Consider the following 20,090-nt stretch of genomic DNA (forward strand, 5'->3'; position numbering starts at 1 on the left):
TTTGGGGAAGTGTTATGAGTATTTTAAATGAAATTTATGTTTTATCTAAAGAACCTATATTTTTTATATCTCCTAATATTGATATTAAATTTCACATAATGAAACAAAACAAAGATGCTTTAAATGTAAAATATAAAGGCTTACGAGAGGATAGTAATTCCTATAAAAAACTTCTATTTATGATGTTGAGTATTTAATTAAACAGATGATGTTATATTTAGAAAACAGGGAATCATCTTACAATTATTTTGATGAGATAGAAAAAACATTGAAAATTTTGAGGGTAAGCATTTGTTTTATGTAAATGCGTTTTTGTCCTTCTATTATTTTGATACAAACAACTATGAAATGTCAGAGCAATATTTAAAATATGCCCTTAATTATATTAAAAAGTATGAATGTACAAACTATGAAAAAATGTGTATTTACTCATTAACGGCAAATTTTCTTCAAAAACAAAGGATATTTTTATAAGTGGTTCGGAGGCGTATTTTTTAAAGGCGTTAAAACTTGTTAAGGGAGTGGACAAGCTCGCAGAAATTGCTATATTAAATGCAGTTTCTTATCACTACCATAATATTGAAAGAATAGAAGAGGCAATCAAATATATAAATAAAGCCTTGGTTATAGCAGATGAAATAAATATTCCTGATGTTGTTTTTTCAACATATAAAAATGCCGGTATTATTTATGTTACAAAGGGACATTTTGAAAGGGCATCATATTATTTTGAAAAAGCAATTTCTTGTATTGAAAACATAGAAGATAGGATGGAATATATCAAATTACTAAATACTTTAGGTTATGTTGAGTTTTTAAAAGGTGATTTTAAGTCTTCCCTTGAAAGTTTTAAAAGAGCTATTAATAATCTAACTAATCTTAACAATGTAACAAAGCTATTGGATGAATCGGTAAAGACCTTTGATAATATAGCTTTAACTTGTAAGTTTTTGGGAGATGTAGATGCTTCAATATATATGCAGGAGTTAAGTAAAGAGATACTTGAGAATATAAATTATATTAACAGGGTTAATGAAGTACATAATTTAAGTAAGGTTTATACTGATTTAGGTATTGACTATCTAATCTATAGGAACGATTTGAATAAAGCAGAGCAATATTTAAAATTGGCATATAGGTATACTGATGAAAATGAACATTATATAAAAAGAAGTAAAAAGTTACTTTTAGAATCACTTTTAAATTACCATAAAAATCAAGTTGGATTAGATGTATTTAATAAGACAATTGAATTGTTAATTGAAAAGGGTAATGATAACTTATATGTTCAGATTATATTAATAGAGTTCTTGGTTTATTATAATTATATATTAAAGGATGAAACTAAACTAAAAATAGCTGAAAATATAGCTGAAAAATACTGTTTATCAAGACACCTTCAATCAATTAAAAAGTGTATAACAGAAAATTACAGAGTTAAAGAGTTTGATGTTTCATTATATCCGTTTAACTTTTTTAAGTTATTATCTTTACAGAGAAAACAGATATTGCTTGAAACTAAAAAAGTAGAGATTATGAAATTTTTGAAGAAATGTCCTTTAGTATTTCTGCTTGTCAAAATGCAGAAGACTTATTTAAAACAGCTTCTGATGTGCTAAGCAAATTTTTTCTCTCTAAATATTTGCTTGTTTTTTCTTACAACACAGAGGATATATCTATTGTTTATTGTGATAATGATTTAAAGCAAAATAAAAAGAGCTTTATTGCAAATTTAATCAATAAATTTAAACAGGATAGTGGAATTATAAATTTGGATAATGATTGTTTTAAGTCCTGTATTGTTTCTAAGATTATGGATGATGATGGGCTTTTCTATTTTATTTTGTGTAATGATTCGAAAAGTGATTGGTATTTTAATTCAGAGCAGATAAATACATTTAATCTCTTAGTTAATAATATGTTTTTAAAATATAAGAATATATGCCAACTTGAAACAATAAAACTTAGCGTAGAGACTGATTATATGACAGGTTTAAAAAACGCAGCATATTACAATAAAAGGATTAAGCAATTAATAGAAAAATATAATAAAAATAATATTGACTTTGGTATGGCAATTCTTGATTTAAATAAATTTAAACAGATAAATGATAGATTTGGGCACGAGGCGGGGGATAATGCTATAAAACATTTTGCTAAAATATTAAAAAGTGAAATGCAAAATACAGCTGAAATAATACGCTATGGAGGAGATGAATTTATATTACTTTTTGAAGATGATTATAAAAAATCGAAGCATTGATTTATAAGATTAAGTTAACTTTAAAAAGCAATCCGCTTTTTATTGATGATGTAAAAGTAGTTTTGGATTTTTCCTATGGTATAGAAATGTATCACGGTCAAGGAGAGGCAAATTTATTTAAAAATACAGATATTAAAATGTATAAAAATAAGAATAAGGTTTCATAGTTTTAAAAGTAAACAAAAGGTTTTATTATCTTTTGTTTACTTTTTTAATTTTTATTCAATAAACATTTGTTTTGTTTTAAAAAGATAATATATGGTATAATATTTAAAAAATGATTTTGGGGTGTTGATATGGTAAAGTATGTTTCAACAGCATTAAAATTTATAATAATAGCAATAATATACATAATCATTTTTAGAATTATTAGATTAATGTATATAGATTTAAAAAGGAAGGGCCAGATAAAGGAGGATATGGATTTAGCCCTTGAGGTACTCGATGCACCAGATAATATAAATATTTCCAGAGGGAGTGTATATCCAATAAGGGATAGCATTACAATTGGTAGAAAAGATGATAATTCAATTGTAATTGAAGATGTTTATGTGTCAAACTATCACGCAAAAATTTTATTAGAGGATGACATTTATATAAAGGATTTAGATAGTACAAATGGTACCTATGTAAATGGGAAAAGGATAGTTAGGCTTACAAAAATATCAGAGGGCGATTTGATAGAGATTGGTAGAGTTACATTTAAGGTAATATAGAGGTGTTGAAGGATGGAACTTGAAAAAAAGTGCTTAATGGTGTTTATTTAGTAACTTTCTTTTTATTTTTAAATCTATGCTTTATTACAGAAAAAATAGATTTAATTCCTTTTGTGTTTTGTTTGTCATCTATAATGTTAATTGCATATTCAAATTTTATAATACGAAAATTTTATCCAAAAGGAGATAAATTTTTGTTTTTAATTTCTGTTTTGCTTTGTCAAATAGGAATTGTAATGATTTACAGACTTGATACAAACACAAAAACTTTGAGATACCACGTTTTGCCTTAAAACAGATGACTTGGTTTACAATTGGAATTACGGTTTTTATGTTAATTCTTTTTATTACACCTAAAATGATTAGAATATCAAGATATAAATATATATATGTTTTTACTGCACTTTCACTTCTCATATCAACTCTATTTATTGGAAAGGAAATCAAAGGTTCAAAAACTGGATAGTAATAGGTTCCTTTAGCTTTCAACCTTCTGAGATAGCAAAATTTTTTATAATTTTATATTTAGCCTCTGCACTATCTAAACAGATGGATAAAAAGATTTAATAGAAACAGTAGTATTTATGCTGTTTGCAATAGGTTTTTTAGTTTTAGAGAAGGATTTAGGAGCTGCATTGATTTTCTTTGGGATATATATTGTGATGTTGTACATATCAACTTCTAAACTGGGGTATGTAGGGTTAGGGCTTTTAGGTTTTGGCTTAGGTGGTGTTATAAGTTACTTTTTATTTAATCACGTTAGGATTAGAGTTGAAATATGGCTAAATCCTTGGAAATATAAGCTGGATAAGGGATATCAAATTTGTCAGTCTCTATTTGCAATAGCATCAGGAGGATTATTTGGTAGGGGACTTGGTCTTGGTTATCCATATTTAATTCCTCTTGCAATTAATGATTTTATTTTTTCAGCAATTGCAGAGGAATTAGGTTTAATAGGTGCATCTGCCATTATAATTCTATATTTTCTACTTGTATATAGAGGTCTTAGAACAGCAATTTATTCCAAGGACTATTTTTCTCAACTTGTAGCTGTAGGTATTTCAAGTTTGTTGGCCTTTCAAGTTTTTGTAGTGATTGGTGGAGTAACTAAGATGATACCAATGACAGGTATTACATTACCTTTTGTAAGCTATGGTGGAAGTTCAATGCTTTTAAATTTTATTTCTTTAGGAGTTTTATATAAAATATCTGAAGGGAGATAAAAATGAAGGATAGAGAAGAAAATATAAAAAAGGTTATTGTATTTTTGTAATCTGTTTTTGTCAATAATAACATACTTAATATATTTTAATTTATATACTGCAGATAAAATAAAATATGATAGTTCTAATCCAAGAGCAGTAGAAGAAGAAAAAATACAATACGAGGTATGATATTAGATAGATATGGTGAGGTTTTAGCACAATCCGATAAAAAGGCATAAGGAAATATCCCTATGGTAGTTCCTTTGGAAATATTACAGGATATATGAGCAATAAATATGGCAAAACCGGAGCTGAGGCTTTTACAACAATATACTGCTTGGTAGAGAGCAATTTTTAGGTGATATAGTCGATGTATTTGGTAGCCTTAGACAGTCTGTTTTAGGTCTAAAGAAAAAAGGTGATAGTGTTGTTTTAACAATCGATTCAAAATTACAAAACAGTATCTACAACAGTTTCGGTAATGATAAAGGAGCAGCAGTTTGTATTAATCCAAAAACTGGTGAAATATTAGCGATGGTTTCAAAGCCGTCAGTTAATCCTAATAAAATTGATGAAAATTTTGAGGAATATTCTAACGATAAAGTGGGTAAACCTTTTTAAACAGGGCAATACAAGAATATTACCCTCCTGGTTCTGTTTTTAAGATAGTAACAGCAGCTGCTGCACTTGAGAATATAGATGATATAGATGATTATAAAAATAACTGCGATGGTATTTTGAAACTTGGAGAAAAGAACATAAAGGACTTTAAAGAAGAAAAACACGGAAAAGTAAATATCAAAAATGCCTTTAAAGTATCCTGCAACAACACATTTGCTAAGTTGGGTTTAAAACTTGGATATGATGTGTTAAAAAATCAAGCAGAAAAGTTTTTATTTAATAAAGAAATATATATAAAGGATGATTATGCAAAGATAAAAATAAAACCAGCTGTATATGAATTTAAAGAGAGGGATGATTTTTCAATAGGTATAAGTGCAATAGGTCAACACGAGGTTAAAGTAAATCCGATGACAATGGCACTTATGACCTGTGCAATTGCAAATAAAGGTACAATAATGCAACCGTATATTTTAGATTCAATTGTTAATTATAGAGGTAACTTAAAATATAAAACAAAACCAGAAAAATTATCAGAATCTATAGATGTAAAAACTGCAGAAAAAATAAAGGATTATATGATATTAACAGTAAAAGAGGGAACAGCAAAAAGGGCAAGACACAATATAAAAATAGCAGCTAAAACAGGTACGGCTGAAAATGTATCTGGAAAGGAACCTCATTCTTGGTTTGTTGCCTTTGCACCTGCCGATAATCCTCAAATTGTAATTGCAGTTGTAGTTGAAAATGGTGGTGCTGGTTCAGGAAGAGCTTTGGATATAGCAAAGGAGGCTATATTAAACTTTTTAAACAGGTAACAAAACACTTGTTCGGATGCTTCTTTTGTAATATACTAATATTGAGATTATGTAAACAAAAGGAGCAAACAAATGACTGGCAAAACGCACTTAGGTATTGGAGTTATGTTTACTATAATACTATCAGAATACTTTAAACTATCTTTGACAACAGGGGCTTTAGTTGCGTGTGCGTTAGCTTCACTTTTGCCTGATATAGATCATCCAAAAAGTTTTATAAATCAGTATATACTTCCCTTTAAAAATAAACTAACAAAAACAACCTTCTATATTACTTTAGGTGTTGTTATTTATCTTATAAATACGTTTTATTTCGATTATACCTATTTTAAACTTTTGTCATTTTTTAGTATTTTAATAGGTTTATCAACACATAGAAATGGATTAACCCACAGCCTATTTGGTTTTATATGTTTTGTTTCATTATTTGGGTATGCATCTTTGCAGTATGGTTTTCGAGAGTGCATTCTTCCTTTTTCAATAGGATATATAATGCATTTAGTAGCTGATATGTTTACAAATAAGGGAATTCCTATAATGTATCCTTTTAAGAAAAAAAGTTTAAAATGCCTTTTACCTTTAAAGTGGGTTCTTGGCTTGGTAATTTAATTGAATCTGCTATTATACTAACTTTTTGATTTATGTTGCTTGGAGATTGCCCTTTATCTTAACTAATTATAAGTAGGAGCTGATTTAATGTTTGAAGAAAGATTAAAAAATTTGCCTGAACAACCAGGTGTATACTTGATGAAAAATGAGCTTGGAGAGATTATTTATGTTGGTAAGGCGGTAAATCTTAAAAATAGAGTTAGGCAGTATTTTAAAGGGAGCAATCATCCTCCTAAGGTTAGAGTTATGATATCAAACATATCGGACTTTGAGTATATTATAACCAATTCAGAGTTAGAGGCGTTAATTTTGGAGTGTAATCTAATTAAAAAATATAAACCCAGATACAATATTTTGCTTAAGGATGATAAGCAGTATCCCTATATAAAGGTTACTATTAATGAGGAATACCCAAGGGTTTTTATAACAAGAAGATACGAAAAAGACGGTGCTAAGTATTTTGGACCCTATACTGATGTTTCAGCAGTAAGGGAGACTATAAATCTTATACGAAAGTTGTTTAAATTGAGAACTTGTAGGAAAACTTTAAAGTATGGCGTAGAGGTTGATAGACCTTGTTTAAATTATCATATTAGCAGATGCTTAGCACCCTGTACAGGAAAGGTTGATATAAAAGAGTATAGGCAGATAGTAGATGAAGTTATAAAGTTGCTTCAAGGTAAATATGATGAATTAATTAAAATTTTAGAAGAAAAGATGTATATTGAATCAAGTAAATTGAATTTTGAAAAGGCAGCAGAGTATAGAGATCAAATAAACTCTATAAGGAAAATACAAGAAAAACAAAGAGTTATATCAAGTTATCTTGAGGATGAGGATGTTGTTGCCTATGCTAAAGATGATGAAGGGATGTCCTTTGAAGTGTTTTTCATACGCAATGGTAAGTTGCTTGGAAGAGAAAATTTCTATTTTGAAGATTTAAGTGAAGATACGGTATCTCAATTTTTAGTTCAGTTTTATGAAGAGAGAGAATTTATACCAAAGGAAATACTATTATCAGATGAAATACCAGAAATAAATATAATTGAATCATATTTAACAAGCAAAAGAGGTAGCAAAGTAACTTTAAAGGTTCCTAAAAGAGGAGAAAAGAGTGAATTAATTGAGCTTGCCAAAAGAATGCCTATGAGACCTTAAAGAATATAAGAAATAAAATTCAAGAGGAAAAGCTAAAGACAGAATTTGTTCTTTATGAATTAAAAAGAATACTTAACTTAGATATACTTCCTAAAAGAATTGAAGCCTATGACATCTCAAATATTCAAGGAACAGATAGTGTTGGTGGAATGGTTGTATTTGAAAATGGTAAACCAAATAAAAAACAGTATAGAAGATTTAAAATTAAAACTGTTATAGGTGCAGATGATTTTAGTAGTATGGCTGAAATAGTTCAAAGAAGATTTAATAGAGGATTAGAAGAAATAAAAATCTTTAGATGAAGAGAGAGTACTTGAAGATGGAAAGTTTTCGATTTTACCTGACTTAATATTGGTTGATGGAGGAGAACTTCAGGTAAAAGCTGTAAAAGGGCAGTAGATGAAGTAGGATTATTAATACCTATATGTGGAATGGTTAAGGATGACAAACATAAAACAAGAGCTCTTTTTATGAGGGTAAAGAAATAGTTATAGATAAGCACTCTTATTTATATAGATTTATCTCATCAGTTCAGGAGGAAGTTCACAGATTTGCAATAAGCTATCACAGAGGATTAAAAACTAAAAATACTTTAACTTCTATATTAGATGAAATACCTGAGGTGGGAAAAAAGAGAAAAAGAGCATTATTAAAACATTTTAACAACATCGATGAAATTAAAAAAGCCAGCATTGATGAACTTTTAGAAGTAGAAGGAATGAATGAAAAAGCTGCATTGTCAGTTTATAATTATTTTAAAAATAATAATCTTTAATAATATGTAACAATATTGTATAATGTTAGTGAAATCAATTGTTGGGAGTGATATAGATGAAGATACTTGTTGATACCCATACACATACTATAGCCAGTGGGCACGCCTACAGTACTCTTCTTGAAAACTGTCAAGAAGCAAATAAAAGGGGCTGAAACTAATTGCCTTAACAGACCACGGACCAGCTATGCCAGGAGGACCACACATTTTTATTTTGGAAATCTAAAGGCACTTCCTGATGAAATAAATGGTGTTGAGGTTTTAAAAGGTGTTGAAGCTAACATTATAGATTACGACGGCAGATTGGATTTAGACGAAGAAAGGTTAGCAAGGCTTGATATAGTAGTTGCCAGTTTACACGATGTATGTATAACACCAGGAAGTAAAAAGGATAATACAAGAGCAATTATTGGTGCAATAAAGAGTGGATTGGTTGATATTATTGCACACCCAGGTAATCCAGCCTTTGAGATTGATAAAAGGGAAGTTTTAAAGGCGGCAAAGGATTATAATGTTTTGATAGAGATAAACAATAGTTCTTTAGGTTTATCAAGACCAGGCAGCTATCAAAATTGCAGTGAGATAGCAAGAATGGCTGTTGAAATGGGAAACCTTTTAACTTTAGGTAGCGACGCACATATATGCTATCACATAGGCGAGTTCAAAGAAGCATTGAATATGCTAAAAGAGTGCGGTGTAACTGAAGAAAACATAATAAGTACTGATGTTGATAGACTAAAGAGATTTCTTAAATTAAGGAGAAATAGATAATTAATTCTAAGCTCTATGAAGATGGTTATGGCATCTGTATAATTTCTGGGTGCTCTATAATCTAATCATAGGGCATTTTTATTTTTATATAAAAAGAAACATAAAGTAAAAAAATACATTAAATGTTTTAGATTGTAACATTATGCTTGATTTCTGCATTAATTATATATATACTTAAAATTGCTTAAAAAATAAAAAGGAGTTGAAATGATGAATATAGATGAGCTTAAAATAGACTTAAAATCCTTTTTAGATGAAAATGAGATAAAGTTTGATGAATCTATGAAAAATCATACCTCCTTTAGAGTGGGTGGACCCTGTGATATAATGATAATACCTAATTCTAAAGAAAAACTAATAAAGTCTTTAGAATTGATAAAAAAATATAATGTTCCTTATTTTATTATAGGTAAAGGAAGTAATTTAATAGTTAAAGATGGTGGTTTTAGAGGAGTTATTCTAAAATTAACTGGACTTGATTATATTATAGTAAAGGAAAATAAAATAATTGCAGGAGGGGTGCTTCACTCTCAAATACTGCAAGGGAGCCCTGCTAAACTCATTAAAGGGTATGGAATTTGCCTCTGGAATTCCAGGTACGGTTGGAGGTGCCGTTGCTATGAATGCAGGGGCATACGGAGGCGAAATTAAGGATGTTATTGAATGGGCTGAATGTTTAAATGATAAATTAGAATTAATTAAACTAACGAAGGATGAGTTGAATTTAGCATATAGACATAGCAGGGTTCAGGAGGAAAACCTTGTGGTAGTTGAGGCGTGCTTTAATCTTGAAAAGGGTAATTACGATGAGATTAAAGGCTATATGGAGGAACTAAATAGACGTAGAATAGAAAAACAGCCTTTAAATTACCCAAGTGCAGGAAGTACCTTTAAGAGACCAACGGGATATTTCGCAGGAAAGCTTATTGAAGATTCAGGACTTAAGGGATATAGATTTGGTGGTGCAATGGTATCAGAAAAACACGCAGGATTTGTAATAAATTATGATAATGCAACTGCTAAGGATGTTCTTGAGGTAATTAAACACGTTCAAGAGGTTGTATTTGAAAAGTTTGGAGTTAAGTTAGAGACAGAAGTTAAAATAATAGGCGAGGATTAATCCTCGCCTATTATTTTAACAATATACATAAGAATATTCAAAAAATTCATAACAAATCATTGAGAAGATATAAAAAATTAGTTATTATAATAGTAGGCAGTATTATTTAATTTAGGAGGGGTAACGTGAAAATTAGAGAGGCTATAAGAGGGGTTAGGCCTTATCAGGCTGGTAAACCAATTAGTGAAGTAAAAAGACAATTGGGTTTAGATGACATAATAAAACTTGCATCAAATGAAAATCCATATGGTTGTTCAGAAAAAGTAAAAAAGCAATGGTTAATGCCGTAGACACAATTAACCTTTATCCAGATGCATCAAACTATGAATTAAAGAGAGCTCTTGCAGAACATATCAAAGATATGAGGATTCTGCAAAAATAATGGGTGGAAAAGTTATAAAGGTGAAAATGAAGGACTATAGATTAGACGTTGAAGGTATGGTTAAGGCTATAAACGAAAAAACAAAAATTATATGGTTTGCAACACCAAATAACCCTATTGGAACAATAGTTAAACGGGATGAATTAATGTGGGCTCTAAAGAATATACCAAGCAATATAATTGTTGTAATAGATGAGGCATATAGAGAGTATGTAAATGATAAGGATTATCCAGATACAATTCCACTTCTTAATGAATATGAAAATATAGTTATTTTAAGAACTTTTTCAAAGGCCTATGGTCTTGCAGGTTTAAGATTAGGGTATGGTATAGCAAGTGAAGAAATTACACAATATATGAATTCAGTTATTGGGCCCTTTGATACAAATTTAATTGCACAGGAGGCAGGTATAGCAGCTCTTGAGGATGAGGATTTTTTAAAATTTGTAGTTAAAAAAATGAAGACGGAAGACAATATTATTACAATGAATGCAGAAGATTAGGTTTAAATTTCATAGAAAGCCAAGCAAATTTTGTAATGATTGATACTGGAAAGGACGATATGGATGTATTTAATAAACTATTAAGAATGGGAGTTATTGTGAGACCGGGTTCTTTGTTTGATATGCCAGGTTGGCTTAGAGTTACAGTAGGTACTATGGAACAGTGTCAAAGATTTATAAAATCACTTGAGGAAATATTAAGGGGCGAATAATCGCCCCTATAGTTATTTTATGAAGTTTGCGAAGGTTGTTATTATTATTGAGTTTGTAAAGTCAATTAGGAAAGCACCAACTATTGGTATTACGAAGAATGCCTTAGGTGCAGGACCATATTTTTCAGAAATTGCTGTCATATTAGCCATTGCATTTGGAGTTGCTCCCATACCAAATCCACAAGTTCCTGCTGCCATAACGGCTGCATCATAGTCTTTACCATTGAATCTAAATATGATGAAATATGCAAATAGAGCCATAAGTACTGTTTGTACAATTAGTATTGCAAGCATTGGACCAGCAACTTCCTTAAGTTCCCAAAGTTTAAGTCCAATTAAAGCCATTGATAAGAAAACATTTAATCCTATTGAGCCTAAAATGTCAGCACATTTTTGATTAATATGATATTTTCCTGTAGATTCACCAATATTTAAGATAATTGCTGCAATTATCATAGCGTTTATGTATGAAGGCAATGTGATGTTTTTACTCTTGAACCATAATTCAAGTACAGCACCTAATGACATTGATATTATGATTACAGTAAATGTTTTAAACATTTCTTCATAATTTACATTATCTGATGTAATTGCAACTTCATCTAAATAGTCTGATGCGTGGGATTTTAGGTTATGCTTAACAATAAGCTTTCTTCCGAGTGGTCCACCAATTAAGCTTCCCATAATAAGTCCAAATGTAGCAGCTGCCATAGCAGCAGTTACAGCTCCATTAAATCCGTAAGATTTTTCAAATAGTTCACCAAAAGCTGCACCTGTACCGTGACCACCAACCATTGTTACTGAACCAGCTATAAGTCCAAGTAATGGATTTGCCCCAACAGCCTTTGCAACAAGTACTCCTAATGTATCTTGAAGAAGTACAAGAACTACAGTACAAAGGAAAAACACCAATACAGCGAGTCCACCTTTTTAAGTAGCTTAAGGCTGGCAGTTAAACCTATTGTTGTAAAGAATACCAACATAAAAGGTTTTTGAAGAGTTGTGTCAAGAGATAGCTTTAAAATACCATTTTCTCTTAGGATAAGATTTACAATTGCAAATAAAAGTCCACCAACAACTGGTGCAGGTATACAGAACTTTTCAAGTACTTTTACTTTTGAGCGAATGAATACACCCAAATAGTAAATTACTACGGCAAGTCCGACCGTTTGAATCATGTCGAGTTTTAGTTCCATAATAATCCCCTTATGCAAAAATTTTGTCATATATTTTTATAATTACAGAAAATTCGAAAAAAGTCAACAATATTTTTAATAATTTATTAATGGAATTAAGAAAATAGCAAAAAATTAGGCATTTTTTATAATAAAATTATACATTTTTAAAATAGATTAACAATAAACTGCCAAAATAGTTGCACAAACTGCAGGAGTATCAATAGTATAGTGAAAATCAGTTGGCATACTATCACCCTTATAATTGTTTATTATATATACTATGCACAAGATAAGTGAAATGCATATACTTGATAATTTTGAATCTATATATTATAATTAATTATACCCCATACAGGTATAAAGGAGGAGTTAGAATGAAAAAGGCATATATTGATCCACAAAAGTGTGATAGATCACCATTTTGCCCAGCTAAGAGGGTTTGTCCAGTTGGGGCAATAACTCAAGATAGGGCAGGAATTTTTGGTGGTGGTATATCTAAGGTTGATGAGGACAAGTGTGTTGGATGTGGTAAGTGCGTTAATTATTGTCCTGCCAGAGCGATTACAATGAAGTAGAAGGTATTATAAATCTCTTTAAAAATAAAGAGTTCCATCTTTGGATTAAAATAGTTAATTTAAAAATCCAGATGGAACTCTTCTTTTAACCATTTAATTTATATCTTTCTTTTATGTGTTGAAGTGCATTTTCGAATTTATTGGATTTTATTTTGGGATAAGAACGTAGAAGTAATTTTTGTTTAAAGCTCAATTTGCTTAGAATTTTTTCCTTTACATAGCTTAGAGTTTCAATTCTGCTTTCAAGCTTTAATCTTGCTTCTATACTTACTGTTTCACTTAATTTTTCTATTGTACTTTTAATTTCTGTTAAAATATCCTGTAATTCAATATATATTGATTTTAATTTAAAAAGGTTGTTTATTGTTAAAAGGGCATCTAATAAAATACAAGTTAGCAAAACGTTATAGATCCATATATTAAATTTTTCATTAATGCATAAAATCAATTTATCTATTTTTGGATGAATAAGATTCATAAATATAACTGCAAAGACACCCCAGTAAACTGAAAATTTTAGACAGACATACCCTTTAATATTAAATCTTTCATTAGAATAATCCCACCATTTTGAATGAAATAAAACTTCAAGTAAATATCCAGTTAAATATTCAATAATACTTGCAATCACTAAACCGATTAGAAATACTATTAGAGGATTATTTTTAAATGGAGCTAAAGTTATAATAAAAACTACTGCTGAAAAACCGTATATAGGACATATTGGCCCATACAAAAATCCTCTATTAATAAAACGTTTATCTTTATAAATATGGTATAATACTTCTATAATCCAACCAAAAAATGCGTAGATTAGAAAAGATAGAAATATATAATAAAATTTATTCAAAGTTATTCCCTCCCCCAAAAGATAGATATTATTGTTTGTTTGATGACAATAAATAATTATACCACTTAGTACAAAAAATCAATTTGAGGTGAATTTTAAATGGATATGTTTGATTTACTTAATAGTAACAAAGATAATAGACCACTGGCTGAAAGAATGAGACCAGAGACATTGGATGAGTTTGTTGGACAAAAACATATACTTGGGAAAAATAAAATGCTGTATAGAGCAATTATGACAGATAATTTGTCCTCTATAATATTATATGGTCCTCCTGGTACAGGTAAAACTACTCTTGCTATGATTATAGCAAATACAACAAAATCGGAATTTAGACAAATAAATGCAGTTTCATCTGGAGTATCTGATATTAAAAAAATTGTTGAAGAGGCACAAAATAATTTAAAATATAATTCCAGAAGAACTATTCTTTTTATAGATGAGATTCATAGGTTTAATAAACTGCAGCAGGATGCATTATTGCCCTATGTTGAAAGAGGAATAGTTATTTTAATTGGTGCTACAACAGAAAATCCATATTTTGAAGTTAACAAAGCTTTGTTATCCAGATCTATGATATTTGAACTTAAAGAATTATCGGATGAAGAAATTATAGAAGTTTTAAAGAAAGCATTAGTTAGCCCAAAAGGTCTAAAAGAGTATGATGTTGAAGTAGATGAAGATGCATTAAAATATATCATAACTAATTCTGGAGGAGATGTAAGACGTGCGTTGAATGCACTGGAGATGGCGGTAAAAACATCTGAAAGTATTGAAGGTAAAATTAAGGTTACTTTAGAGGATGCTTATGAATGCATTCAAAAGAGAATTATCTTATACGATAAAAATGGAGACTACCACTATGATTTAATTTCTGCCTTCATTAAAAGTATGAGGGGTACAGATCCAGATGCTGCAATATATTATCTTGCAAAACTTATAGAATCAGGGGAAGATCCAATGTTTATAGCAAGAAGAATTATGATATGTGCAAGTGAAGATGTAGGAAATGCAGATCCTATGGCATTAGTTGTAGCAACTAACGCAGCAACAGCTGTAAATATGATTGGACTTCCTGAGGCAAGGATTATATTAGCACAGGCCGCTGCATATGTTGCCTGTGCACCAAAGAGTAATGCTTGTTATGTAGCCATTGACAGTGCATTAGAGGATGTAAAAAGAAATAATGATTCTGGAGTCCCCCTTATTTAAGAGATGCACATTATAAAGGTGCAAATAAATTAAATAGAGGAATAGGATATAAATATCCCCACGACTACAATGGCTATGTTAAACAGGATTATTTACCTGCTTCTCATATTGGTAAAAAGTATTATATACCTAAAAATATAGGATATGAATCAAAAATAAAAGAGAGGCTTAACAAATTAAAGGAAATAAGTGAATAATATAGATGTAATGTAGAAATAATACTTAATGCAAAATTTAATAATTTTAAATTTAAAGTTGACAAAATTACTCGGCTATGATAATCTGAAGATGAAAATCCTATTAATTTACTCGGAAATAAATTTGAGGTGATCAATTTGAAACTATCAACAAGAGGACGGTATGGAGTTAAAGCGATGTTTGAGCTTGCTCTTAATTATGGTAGTGAGCCTTTATCTATAAAAACAATATCAGAAAAACAAAATATATCTGAATATTATCTTGAACAATTGTTTGGATCCTTAAGAAAAGCAGGACTTGTAAAAAGTATAAGAGGTGCACAGGGTGGATATGTATTAAGCAGACCACCTTCAGAGATAACGGTGGGAGATGTATTAGATGTATTAGAGGGTCCTATTGAGATTTCTGAGTGTATAGAAGATGAAGATAATTGTTCACGAGTAGAGTATTGTGCAACAAGACTTTTATGGATAAAAATAAGGGATAGTGTCAATCAAGTTACCCATTCAATAACCTTAGAAGATATGGTTAATGACTATAAATCAATGAATATTATAACAAGTATCAAAAGGGGAGAATAAATATGGAAAAAAGGTTTGTTTATATGGACCACGCAGCTACAACATATACTAAGCCAGAAGTTATAGAGGCTATGATGCCTTACTTTACTGAACAGTTTGGAAATGCTTCCTCTATTTATACCTTTGGTAGAAGGTCAAAGGCAGCTATAGAAGAAGCACGAGAAAAGGTTGCAAAGGCACTAAATGCATTACCTGATGAAATATATTTTACAGGTGGAGGTTCAGAAGCTGACAACTGGGCAATAAAGGGGTAGCCTTTGCTAATAAAGATAAAGGAAATCACATTATTACAACTAAAATAGAGCACCACGCTGTTTTACATACCTGTGAATACCTTGAAAAACAAGGTTTTGAGGTAACTTACCTTGATGTTGATGAATATGGTTTAATTAATCTTGAGGATTTAAAGAATGCAATAACAGATAAAACAATTTTAATAACAATAATGTTCGCTAATAATGAAATAGGAACTATTCAACCAATAGCAGAAATAGGGAAGATTGCAAGGGAAAAAGGAATATATTTCCACACTGATGCAGTTCAAGCTGTTGGCAATGTTGAGATTGATGTTAGAGGGATGAATATAGATATGCTTTCTCTTGCTGGACATAAATTTTATGGACCAAAGGGAGTTGGAGCACTTTATATAAGAAAAGGTGTAAAGATAGATAATTTAATTCACGGTGGAGGACAAGAAAGAAAAAGAAGAGCAGGTACAGAGAATCTTCCTGGAATAGTTGGTTTAGCAAAGGCAATAGAGCTTGCAACAACAAATATTGAAGAACATAACAAAAAATAAAGTCAATGAGGGATAGACTTCTTAAAGGAATTATGGAAAAAATTCCTTATACAAAACTAAATGGACATCCAGAGAAGAGACTTCCAGGAAACATTAATGTTAGCTTCCATTTCATAGAGGGAGAATCTTTACTACTATTACTTGATCATTATGGAATATGTGCTTCAACAGGAAGTGCTTGTTCTTCTGGCTCATTAGATCCGTCACACGTACTTATGGCGATAGGCCTACCACACGAAATAGCACATGGTTCCTTAAGACTTAGTCTTGGAGATCTAAATAAAGAGGAAGATGTTGACTATGTTTTAGACGTATTGCCTCAAATTGTACAAAGATTAAGAGATATGTCACCATTATACGAATCATTTATTAAAGAAGGGGGAAAATAATAATGTATAGTGATAAAGTTATGGACCATTTTATGAATCCAAGAAATGTTGGAGAAATTGAAAATGCTGATGGCATTGGTGAAGTTGGTAATGCTAAATGTGGAGATATAATGAAAATATATCTTAAGGTAGAAGACAATAGAATAGTGGATGTGAAGTTTAAGACCTTTGGATGTGGATCTGCAATTGCTTCAAGCTCAATGGCAACAGAATTAATAAAGGGAAAGACCTTAGAAGAAGCTTGGGAACTTACAAATGTTGCGGTTGCAGAAGCTTTAGATGGACTGCCACCTGCTAAGATGCACTGCTCAGTTTTAGCAGAGCAAGCAATCCATAGAGCAATTAATGATTATAGAATAAAACAAGGATTAGAACCTTGGGAAGACAGATTTAGTGGCGATGACGACCATCATCATCACGAATAATAAGTAGGTGAAGGTATGAAGGAAAAAGTTGTGATAGGTATGAGCGGCGGAGTAGATAGCTCCGTCGCTGCATATTTGCTAAAGGAACAAGGATATGATGTTATTGGTATAACTATGGAGGTTATACCAAGAAATGTAGAGTTTGAAGAGAGAGAAGGAGGATGCTGTTCTCTTTCTGCAGTTAATGATGCTACAAGAGTTGCAGCAAAACTTGATATACCCTACTATGTTTTAAATTTTAAAGATGTATTTGAATCAAAGGTTATTAATTACTTTATTGATGAGTATTTAGCAGGTAAAACACCGAACCCTTGTATTGCCTGCAATAAATACATTAAATTTGATGAATTTTTAAAAGGGCAGAAGTGCTTGGTGCTAAGTATATTGCTACTGGTCACTATGCTATAATTGAAAAGGATGAAAAAACAGGAAGATATCTTTTAAAAGATCTAAAGATGATAAGAAGGACCAGACCTATGTTCTATACAATATGACTCAATATCAGCTTGAACATACACTTATGCCTCTTGGTGGATATACAAAGGATAAGGTAAGGGAAATAGCAAGAGAAATAGGACTGTCTGTTGCAAATAAAAAGGATAGCGAGGAAATATGTTTCGTTCCTGATAATGATTATGCAGGGTTTATAAAAGAAAGAAGACCAGATGAAATTAAATCTGGATATTTTGTAGATGTTAATGGAAATAGATTAGGAAGACATAAGGGTATAGTGCATTATACAATCGGACAAAGAAAGGGACTGGGACTATCATTAGGAAAGCCTGTTTATGTTATTGATATAATACCAGAGAAGAATTTAGTTGTTATTGGAGATGAAAAGGATATATTTAAAGATACTTTATATGCTGAAGATGTTAACTTTATTCCTTTTGAGAAACTTGAAGGTGAAATGAAGGTTACAGCAAAAATCAGGTATTCAGCAAAAGAAGCAAATGCAACAATAAAGCCCTATGAAAATGGTGTTTTAGTGAAATTTGAAACACCTCAAAGGGCAATAACTAAGGGGCAATCTGTTGTATTCTATGATGGAGATATAGTTGTAGGTGGAGGAATTATAAAATAAGTAGGAAGAAGGTGTTACCCTTTTTCCTACTTATTTTTGTTTTTGCTGGGTATTTTTTAGATGTTTTGCAAAAATATCTAAAAAGGGGTGATAGTATGAAAAAGTTAACAGATATTCTTAACAAAAGGGTTGTTTCATATTCGGGAGATTATATAGGAAAAGTAATAGATGTTCTATTTGATTTTAAAAAACTACATGTAACAGGATATATAATTTCAAAAAGAAGAGGAATATTAAATAGGTTTTATTTAATAACACCTAAACAGATTAATATTGTATCAGAAGTTATAATTATCTCAAACCTTGATAAAGCGTTAAGTAGAATAAAGTATAATCTTTTAAAAAAATTAGCTTAGCAGACAGATTAGGATGTAGCATTTTTTCAAAAAATACAACTTATTTAGGTAGCTTAAAGGATGTAATATTTGATGAATACACTGGTGAAATAAAAGCTCTTTGTATAACAAACGGATTAATAAATGATTTGATAAATGGAAGAAATATTATTTTAGTTGATGGAGACACCAAATTTAAATCTAAATTTATTGTAGTAAATGATGACATTAGAATTTTAAAAAGAGCATCGTTAAATAAATTACTAAGGTAGTGTTTAATTATGAATAGGGAAAATAAATGGTTAATTTATTTATTATTTTTTATTTTCTTTGTTGCAGTTTTATTTATAATAAGAGATTTAATAGAACCAATTCTTATTTCTATTATATTTGCTTATGTATTAAATCCTATAAAAAACATTTAGAGAAAAGGGGTTTTTCATCTAAATTAGCTTCTTTTGTTTCGCTTATATTTATTTTTATCTTTTTTATGTTCATTTTTTTGTAATAATACCAAGTATAATTAAAGAACTTTTTATAATAGCCTCAAGCATAGATATAATAGAAGAAACACTTAAAAGATACTTTTTATTTCTAAATAGAATGCCAACATATTTAAAGGGTAATATTGAAATTTTACTAAACAAAGCAAAAAGCAGTACTACTTTGTATTTAGATAAACTATTTGTAAATACAATTCTTGTATCAAAAAAGTACCATTATATCTTTTAACTCCTATTTTTACCTACTATTTCTTAATAGATACATCATATTTTAAAAAGCAGATAATAAATTTAATACCATCTAAATTTAGAGATTCAATTTTTGAATTAGCAAAGGATATAGATGAAATTATAGGAAGATATATAAAGGGACAGCTTATCCTATCATTGATTATTTCTATTTTTACATTTATAGGACTTGTTATCTTTAAAATTAGATTTCCACTTTTATTACTATTATTAATGGATTTACCAATATTATACCTTACTTTGGGCCTGTATTAGGTTTTGTTCCAGCCTTTGTTATTGCTTTAACTCAGTCAGTAAATAAAGCAATTTTTGTTTCTGTTTTTTTCTTTATTATTCAGGAGGTAGAAAGTAGTATTATTGCACCTAAAATTTTAGGAGATAGCCTTGGAATACACCCAATTTATGTTATTATTATATTAATAGTTGGTGGAAAATTTTTGGAGGAATTGGACTTTTATTATCAGTACCTATTGCAGGAATTATAAAAGTAACTTATAATTATTTAATGAAAAAAATATTTTAAAAGGCAATGAAGGGAAGGAGTACATACTAATTCTGT

The 20,090-nt window shown here is 29.9% G+C and carries 16 protein-coding genes, 10 pseudogenes and 1 other annotated feature (1 of these 27 running past the window's edge); of the genes and pseudogenes, 24 read left to right on the forward strand and 2 right to left on the reverse strand.

The features are described from left to right. Positions 1-14 precede the first annotated feature (14 nt). From PL321_RS14520 to PL321_RS14595, 15 genes and pseudogenes are all read left to right on the forward strand, one after another. Positions 15-197: a hypothetical protein gene (locus PL321_RS14520; protein WP_273962498.1), complete on the forward strand. Its 183-nt coding sequence runs from the start codon at positions 15-17 to the stop codon at positions 195-197. A gap of 222 nt (positions 198-419) precedes the next feature. Beyond that, entirely contained in the window at positions 420-1,619 is a 1,200-nt protein-coding gene (locus PL321_RS14525; protein ID WP_273962499.1) for a tetratricopeptide repeat protein, read from the forward strand. A 23-nt stretch (positions 1,620-1,642) separates the two neighbouring features. Beyond that, entirely contained in the window at positions 1,643-2,263 is a 621-nt protein-coding gene (locus tag PL321_RS14530) for a GGDEF domain-containing protein (RefSeq protein WP_273962500.1), read from the forward strand. Next, positions 2,260-2,430 (forward strand): hypothetical protein, encoded by a 171-nt coding sequence (locus PL321_RS14535; RefSeq protein WP_273962501.1) that lies wholly within the window; start codon positions 2,260-2,262, stop codon positions 2,428-2,430. Before PL321_RS14530 ends, PL321_RS14535 begins: the two co-directional genes overlap by 4 nt. Before the next feature lie 129 nt (positions 2,431-2,559). Further along, positions 2,560-2,979, forward strand: coding sequence for an FHA domain-containing protein (locus PL321_RS14540; protein ID WP_273962502.1), 420 nt, complete (start codon positions 2,560-2,562; stop codon positions 2,977-2,979). A 29-nt stretch (positions 2,980-3,008) separates the two neighbouring features. Further along, positions 3,009-4,202 (forward strand): annotated as a pseudogene (locus PL321_RS21620) (FtsW/RodA/SpoVE family cell cycle protein). A 444-nt stretch (positions 4,203-4,646) separates the two neighbouring features. Next, positions 4,647-4,805: a penicillin-binding transpeptidase domain-containing protein gene (locus PL321_RS21625; RefSeq protein WP_443110796.1), complete on the forward strand. Its 159-nt coding sequence runs from the start codon at positions 4,647-4,649 to the stop codon at positions 4,803-4,805. Between the two features lie 5 nt (positions 4,806-4,810). Then, a pseudogene (locus PL321_RS14560) lies at positions 4,811-5,623 on the forward strand (penicillin-binding transpeptidase domain-containing protein); the annotation flags it as partial. 72 nt (positions 5,624-5,695) lie between these two features. Next, positions 5,696-6,232, forward strand: a complete 537-nt coding sequence (locus PL321_RS14565; protein WP_273962505.1) for a metal-dependent hydrolase — start codon at positions 5,696-5,698, stop codon at positions 6,230-6,232. Between the two features lie 87 nt (positions 6,233-6,319). Further along, a pseudogene (gene uvrC, locus PL321_RS14570) lies at positions 6,320-8,165 on the forward strand (excinuclease ABC subunit UvrC). 56 nt (positions 8,166-8,221) lie between these two features. Continuing rightward, positions 8,222-8,936: pseudogene (locus PL321_RS14575) on the forward strand (phosphatase). A gap of 207 nt (positions 8,937-9,143) precedes the next feature. Further along, positions 9,144-10,056 (forward strand): annotated as a pseudogene (gene murB, locus PL321_RS14580) (UDP-N-acetylmuramate dehydrogenase). Positions 10,057-10,181: 125 nt separating this feature from the next. Further along, a complete protein-coding gene (locus PL321_RS14585; protein WP_273962506.1) occupies positions 10,182-10,346 on the forward strand; it encodes a hypothetical protein in 165 nt (54 codons plus the stop codon). Positions 10,347-10,437: 91 nt separating this feature from the next. Further along, positions 10,438-10,941: a pyridoxal phosphate-dependent aminotransferase gene (locus PL321_RS14590; protein WP_273962507.1), complete on the forward strand. Its 504-nt coding sequence runs from the start codon at positions 10,438-10,440 to the stop codon at positions 10,939-10,941. Positions 10,942-10,952: 11 nt separating this feature from the next. Further along, on the forward strand, positions 10,953-11,153 hold the full coding sequence (locus PL321_RS14595) for an aminotransferase class I/II-fold pyridoxal phosphate-dependent enzyme (protein ID WP_273964597.1): 201 nt from the start codon (positions 10,953-10,955) through the stop codon (positions 11,151-11,153). Positions 11,154-11,165: 12 nt separating this feature from the next. On the opposite strand, the pseudogene gltS reads toward PL321_RS14595, so the two are convergent. Continuing rightward, positions 11,166-12,349, reverse strand: a pseudogene (gene gltS / locus PL321_RS14600) (sodium/glutamate symporter). 356 nt (positions 12,350-12,705) lie between these two features. Here gltS and PL321_RS14605 point away from each other — a divergent pair. Further along, on the forward strand, positions 12,706-12,906 hold the full coding sequence (locus tag PL321_RS14605; protein WP_273962508.1) for a 4Fe-4S binding protein: 201 nt from the start codon (positions 12,706-12,708) through the stop codon (positions 12,904-12,906). A gap of 85 nt (positions 12,907-12,991) precedes the next feature. On the opposite strand, the gene PL321_RS14610 is transcribed toward PL321_RS14605, so the two are convergent. Next, positions 12,992-13,756 (reverse strand): putative ABC transporter permease, encoded by a 765-nt coding sequence (locus tag PL321_RS14610; RefSeq protein WP_273962509.1) that lies wholly within the window; start codon positions 13,754-13,756, stop codon positions 12,992-12,994. 216 nt (positions 13,757-13,972) lie between these two features. Between PL321_RS14610 and PL321_RS14615 the strand changes: the two are divergent. From PL321_RS14615 to PL321_RS21635, 8 genes and pseudogenes are all read left to right on the forward strand, one after another. Next, positions 13,973-15,165: pseudogene (locus PL321_RS14615) on the forward strand (replication-associated recombination protein A). Between the two features lie 138 nt (positions 15,166-15,303). After that, the gene (locus PL321_RS14620) at positions 15,304-15,747 is read left to right on the forward strand and encodes an RrF2 family transcriptional regulator (protein ID WP_273962510.1); all 444 of its coding nucleotides are present in this window, start codon (positions 15,304-15,306) and stop codon (positions 15,745-15,747) included. A gap of 2 nt (positions 15,748-15,749) precedes the next feature. After that, positions 15,750-16,935, forward strand: a pseudogene (gene nifS / locus PL321_RS14625) (cysteine desulfurase NifS). 2 nt (positions 16,936-16,937) lie between these two features. Next, complete coding sequence (gene nifU, locus PL321_RS14630) at positions 16,938-17,360, forward strand: Fe-S cluster assembly scaffold protein NifU (RefSeq protein WP_273962511.1); 423 nt, start codon at positions 16,938-16,940, stop codon at positions 17,358-17,360. Between the two features lie 15 nt (positions 17,361-17,375). Then, positions 17,376-18,444: pseudogene (gene mnmA, locus PL321_RS14635) on the forward strand (tRNA 2-thiouridine(34) synthase MnmA). Positions 18,445-18,539: 95 nt separating this feature from the next. Next, on the forward strand, positions 18,540-18,800 hold the full coding sequence (locus PL321_RS14640) for a PRC-barrel domain-containing protein (protein ID WP_273962513.1): 261 nt from the start codon (positions 18,540-18,542) through the stop codon (positions 18,798-18,800). Positions 18,801-18,820: 20 nt separating this feature from the next. Next, positions 18,821-19,051, forward strand: a complete 231-nt coding sequence (locus PL321_RS21630; RefSeq protein WP_443110797.1) for a hypothetical protein — start codon at positions 18,821-18,823, stop codon at positions 19,049-19,051. Between the two features lie 465 nt (positions 19,052-19,516). Then, positions 19,517-20,016 (forward strand): annotated as a pseudogene (locus PL321_RS21635) (AI-2E family transporter). A 35-nt stretch (positions 20,017-20,051) separates the two neighbouring features. Continuing rightward, positions 20,052-20,090, forward strand: a binding site (T-box leader) (it continues 166 nt past the right edge of the window).

This window comes from Caloramator sp. mosi_1 (assembly GCF_028622835.1).
Classification (GTDB): Bacteria; Bacillota; Clostridia; order Clostridiales; family Caloramatoraceae; genus Thermobrachium.